This is a genomic window from Limnohabitans sp. (assembly GCF_040400975.1).
Lineage (GTDB): Bacteria > Pseudomonadota > Gammaproteobacteria > Burkholderiales > Burkholderiaceae_C > Limnohabitans_A.
In genome coordinates this window covers 1150-5909 of the sequence record NZ_JBBAPF010000051.1, presented here as the reverse complement: position 1 = coordinate 5909, position 4760 = coordinate 1150, and the positions used below count along the sequence as shown (strand labels likewise).

Sequence of the window (4760 nt, the reverse complement as noted above, 5' to 3'; positions counted from 1 at the left end):
TTGTCTCGCCCGCTCATAAGGTTGGTGATGAGACCGGTCGTTCCGTCGACCGTAGGTGTATACGCTCTTTATCCTTGAGGATTAGATCGCCAAGACCCAGGATGGATGGGTTTTCAGCTATCCGGTCCTGAACCCATTTCTCATTGAGGTTAGCTTCTTTGACTAGATTGATTTTCTCGAATGTGGCGTATTCGTTCATCGTGTCTTTCCGTTAAATGCTGGTTTGATTTGGCCATCAACCGATCTTCTGCGCGAGCTGCTTTTCAACATCGCGCCCCGTTTCGTCTGTCTCGACGGCGAACAGGAACATGGTCGAACGCGCCTGCAAGGCCATCGACGAAGAACTCTCCAGCGTCTTCTTTGGCCACGCGCTGGCCATCCGCATGGACAAACGCCCGCGCACGGTCGGCACTTTTGCATCGCAGATCCGGCACTTCGCGATGGTGCGCAACTTCATGACCGCCTCGACCCTGTTCCTGCTCGCCGATCTGCCCTTTGCGCTCATGTTCATCGTCGTCATCGCACTCATCGCCGGGCCGGTGGCCATCGTGCCGGCCCTGTTTCTTCCGCTTGCCATGCTTGCCGGCTTCGCATTCAAAGGGCGGCTCGCACGCATTGCCGAGGCCCACATGGAAGAAGGCAACCGCAAAAACGGTCTGCTGATCGAAGCCATTGACGGCATCGAGTCGGTCAAGGCGAGCGGCGCCGAGTGGAAGATGCTGGAGCGCTGGCGTCAGCTCACCCGGGTGCTCTCGCATGACGAAGTGCAAATGAAAGACATTTCCAGCCTTTCGCAAGGGCTCACCCAGTCGTTACAGCAGGCATGCTACATCGCGTTGGTGGCTGTGGGCGCCTACGCCATCGGCGCCGGCTATCTCACCATGGGCGGACTCATCGCCTGCACCATCATCAGCGGTCGGGCGCTGACCCCCATTGCACAAATCTCCGGACTCATCGTGCAGTGGCAGCATGCCCGCTTTGCCCTCAAGGGTCTTGACGGCATCATGGCGCTCGAGGGCGACACCTCTCCGGGCGAGCGCCGTGTCGTGCCCGACCAGAGCTCAGGCCATCTGCGCATGGAAGCGGTGCGTGTGAGCTACGCCCCGCAAACCCTCGCGCTAGACGTGCCGCGTTTTCAGGTGGGCCCCGGCGAAAGGGTGGCGGTCATCGGGGCCGTTGGCTCTGGCAAAAGCACCTTCATCAAGGCCTTGTCCGGGCTGTATCGGCCGGCCGACGGGCGGGTGTTTCTCGATGATGTCGACATCGCCCACCTCGCCCCGGAATTCGTGCGCGAACATGTCGGCTACCTCACTCAGGATGTGCGACTCTTTCAGGGCACTCTGCGCGACAACCTCGCGCTGGGCCTGCCATCGCCCACCGATGCGCAAATCCTCGAAGCGGCCAGGCAAACCGGGCTTGACCGCGTGATTGCCTCGCACCCGCAGGGGCTGGGCATCGAGATCAGTGAAGGCGGCAAAGGGCTCTCGGGTGGCCAACGCCAGCTCGTTGGCCTGACCCGGCTGCTCATCCAGCGCCCCCGCATCCTGTTGCTCGACGAGCCCACCGCTTCCATGGATGGGCCGCTCGAAGACCACATTGCGGCCAACGTATTTGCCCGCCGTCCGGACGACACCACCCTCATCGTGGTCACGCACAAGCCAACGCTGCTTCGGCACTTCACCCGTGTCGTTGTCATCGAGCACGGCCGCATCGTGGCCGACGGCCAGCGTGATGAAGTCCTTGCCGGGTTGCGCCAGGCCGTCAACCATGCGGCTCAAGTGCGGCCGCTCAACGTGCGCCCGGTGGCACCCACGACCCAGGCAGGTGCCTCATGAAAAGCCTCGCTCACAAAAGCACGGCCTATACCGACGCCATGCCGCGCTTCAGGCTCGGCATCTGGGGCGGACTTGTCGCGCTCATTCTCTTTCTGGTTTGGGCCTACCGCGCCGAAATTGACCAGATCACCCGAGGCAGCGGACAGATCATTCCCAGTTCGCGGTCACAGATCATCCAGGCCGCCGACGGCGGTGTGCTCCAGGCATTGCTGGTTCGCGAAGGCGACCAGGTCGAACGCGGCCAGCTCATTGCACAACTCGACAGGACAAAAGCCGAGGCGGGCTACCGCGAAAGCCAGGCCCGTGTTGCCGCACTGTCCACCCAAGTGGCGCGACTGCGTGCAGAAATCGATGGGGGCAGCCCCACATTTGGCGCCGAAACGCAAGGGTTCGCCGAATTCAAACGCAATCAGGCCAGCCTGCTGCAAACGCGACGCGATGCCTTTGCCGAAGAAATTCTCGTGCTTGAGCGCCTGCGCAGCATCGCCCAGCGCGAACTCGAAATGGCCGAACCCCTGCTGCAGTCTGGAGACTTGAGCATGGCCGACGTGTTGCGCCTGCAGCGCCAGGTTGCCGAACTCGACGGCCAGTTGAGCAACCGGCGCAACAAGTACCAGCAAGAACTGCATGCCGAGCTCACCACCGCTCAGGAAGAACTCGCCAGCGCCCGCGAGACCCTCATCCAGCGGCGCGACCTGCTGGCCAACACCCTGCTGCACGCGCCCAGCAGCGGCACCGTCACCAACGTGCGGGTCACCACCCTGGGGGGGGTGCTGCGCCCAGGCGACGAACTCATGCACATCGTTCCGGTGGAAGACGTGCTCGTGGTCGAAGCCCGAGTCACCCCGGCCGATGTGGCCTACCTGCCGCCCGGCCAGTTCGTGTCGGTCAAGATCGATGCCTACGACTTCACCATCTACGGTGGGCTCGACGGCGAACTCACCTACATTAGCGCCGACACCCTGAGCGAAGACCTCCGGCACGGCGAGCAACCCTACTACCGCGTGCAAGTGGTCACCAAAGAGCCGCGCTTTGCCCGCCGCCCCGACGAAGCCATTCTGTTGCAACCCGGCATGACCGCCACCATCGAGGTCAAAAACCGGGCAGAATACCGTCTTCAACTACCTGCTAAAGCCGGTCATCAAAACCTTTTCGCAATCACTCGTAGAGCGCTGAGCCATGTCCTCAAACCAAAACCCACTTTCTCAACCGACTTCTCAATCCACTTCTCAATCGAACATGTCGCAACCGTTTTCTAACCCCTCCAACGCAAAGGAAAGCACGATTTCTGACCAAGTCACTCAGCCTACCGACGAAAGCACCCCCGCGCTGCAGGACCACAAGGTCGAGGCCGATCTGTTGGTGGCCAAGCTCAAACCCCTGGCGCGCGTTGAGCCAAGCCTGCCCGACGCAAAGGCGAAGCGGGCCAAACGCGACGAAGAAGAGGAAGAAGAGGAAAAAGACAAGCAAGCCGAACAAGCCGACAACAACCTGCCCCAAGCCGAGCATGTGCCAGCAGGCGAAGCGCCGCTGCTGCTGGCGCAGGCATCCGTGCCACAAGATGCAGCCGCCGTCTCTGGCAAGGAATCGGGTGCGGTCGAAGCCGCCGGTTCGGCCGGTGGCGCCGCCTCGTCGGTTGCACCGGCTTTTGTTCCGGCCTTTGGACTGGCAGCCCTTGGTTTGGGCGGTATTGCAGCGGTTGCCGGCGGCGGCGGCAGCAAAGGCCCTCTTGCAGCCGCGCCCGAGCCCACCGTGGTCACGGGCAGCATCACGGCCGGCCCCGTCATCGTCGGCAACGGCCTGAGCGTCAAGGTCTACGACCTGGCGGGCAAGGAACTCGGCTCGGCAGCCGTCGGGCCCGACGGCCGCTTCAGCGTCAACATCGGCACCTACAGCGGCGGCATCGTCGCCAAGGTCATCGACGCCAACGACGGCAACGACTTCCACGACGAAGCCACCGGCCCCAAGGACCTCAACGCCACGCTCATGGCCGTGGACGTCGTGGCTGCCATGGGCAGTACGGTCACCCTGAACATCAGCCCCGCCACCACTGTGGCCGCCGTGAGAGCCGGCCTGAACGCAAACGACGGCAGCGGCGCCATTGAGGGCGCCACCACGGCCGAGAAAATCGCCACCATCCAGGCCGCCAACACCGCGGTTGCCGCCGCCATCGGCCTGTCCGGCTCGCTCACCGGCACCGCCGTGGTGGCCACCGTCGATGCCGACGGCACCGACAACATCGCCAACGCCAACAAGCTCGGCGTCTTCCTGGCCGCCATGTCCGGCATCGACAAGAGCAACGCCGGCAACATGGTGCTCGCCATCAACAGCGTGGCCAACGGCATCATCGTCAGCGGCAGCAGCGCCACCCTGGACGCCGCCACCGAATCCGCCCTCATCTCTGGCGCCACCAACGCCAACCTCACCCCGGTCGCCTTTACTGCCATGCTGGTCCCCACGGCCGCCGCCGCCGCCGAAGCCCTGGGAGACACGCTCGGCGCCGTCAAAGTGGCCGCCCTCACGCCCGCCGTGGCAGCCAACCTCAGCGCCGCTCAAGTGGCAACGCTGTCCAAACCGCAGCTCGCCGCCCTGAGCGACGCCCAGGCGACGGCCATCGCCGCCGCCGGCGGCTTTGCCAAGCTCTCGCCCGCGCAGGTCGCCCAGCTCGGCGCCGCGGCCATCGACAGCGTGCGGGCCGATGTCATCAACAAACTCAACGCCGCCGAAGTGGCCGAGCTGTCCAGCCCGCAGCTCGCCGCCCTGAGCGACGCCCAGGCGGCGGCCATCGCCACCGCCGGCGGCTTTGCCAACCTCTCGCCCGCGCAGGTTGCCCAGCTCGGCGCCGCGGCCATCGACAGCGTGCCGGTCGGTGTCATCAACAAACTCAACGCCGCCGAAGTGGCCGAGCTGTCCAGCCCGCAGCTC

Annotated in this window: 4 protein-coding genes; 3 read left to right on the top strand and 1 reads right to left on the bottom strand. The window is 64.1% G+C overall.

Translation table 11 applies throughout. The features are described 5' to 3' along the window. Positions 1 to 13: 13 nt before the first annotated feature. The gene (locus ABWQ00_RS15510) at positions 14 to 199 is read right to left on the bottom strand and encodes a hypothetical protein (protein ID WP_353239559.1); all 186 of its coding nucleotides are present in this window, start codon (positions 197 to 199) and stop codon (positions 14 to 16) included. Between the two features lie 109 nt (positions 200 to 308). On the opposite strand from ABWQ00_RS15510, the gene ABWQ00_RS15505 reads away from it, so the two are divergent. The 3 genes from ABWQ00_RS15505 to ABWQ00_RS15495 form a co-directional block, all read left to right on the top strand. Next, positions 309 to 1835 (top strand): ATP-binding cassette domain-containing protein, encoded by a 1527-nt coding sequence (locus ABWQ00_RS15505; RefSeq protein ID WP_353239558.1) that lies wholly within the window; start codon positions 309 to 311, stop codon positions 1833 to 1835. Beyond that, positions 1832 to 3094 (top strand): beta-barrel domain-containing protein, encoded by a 1263-nt coding sequence (locus ABWQ00_RS15500; protein WP_353239557.1) that lies wholly within the window; start codon positions 1832 to 1834, stop codon positions 3092 to 3094. The genes ABWQ00_RS15505 and ABWQ00_RS15500 overlap by 4 nt, the downstream gene beginning before the upstream one ends. Beyond that, on the top strand, positions 3015 to 4760 hold a 1746-nt coding region (locus tag ABWQ00_RS15495), incomplete at its 3' end, for a hypothetical protein (protein ID WP_353239556.1). The genes ABWQ00_RS15500 and ABWQ00_RS15495, both read left to right, overlap by 80 nt.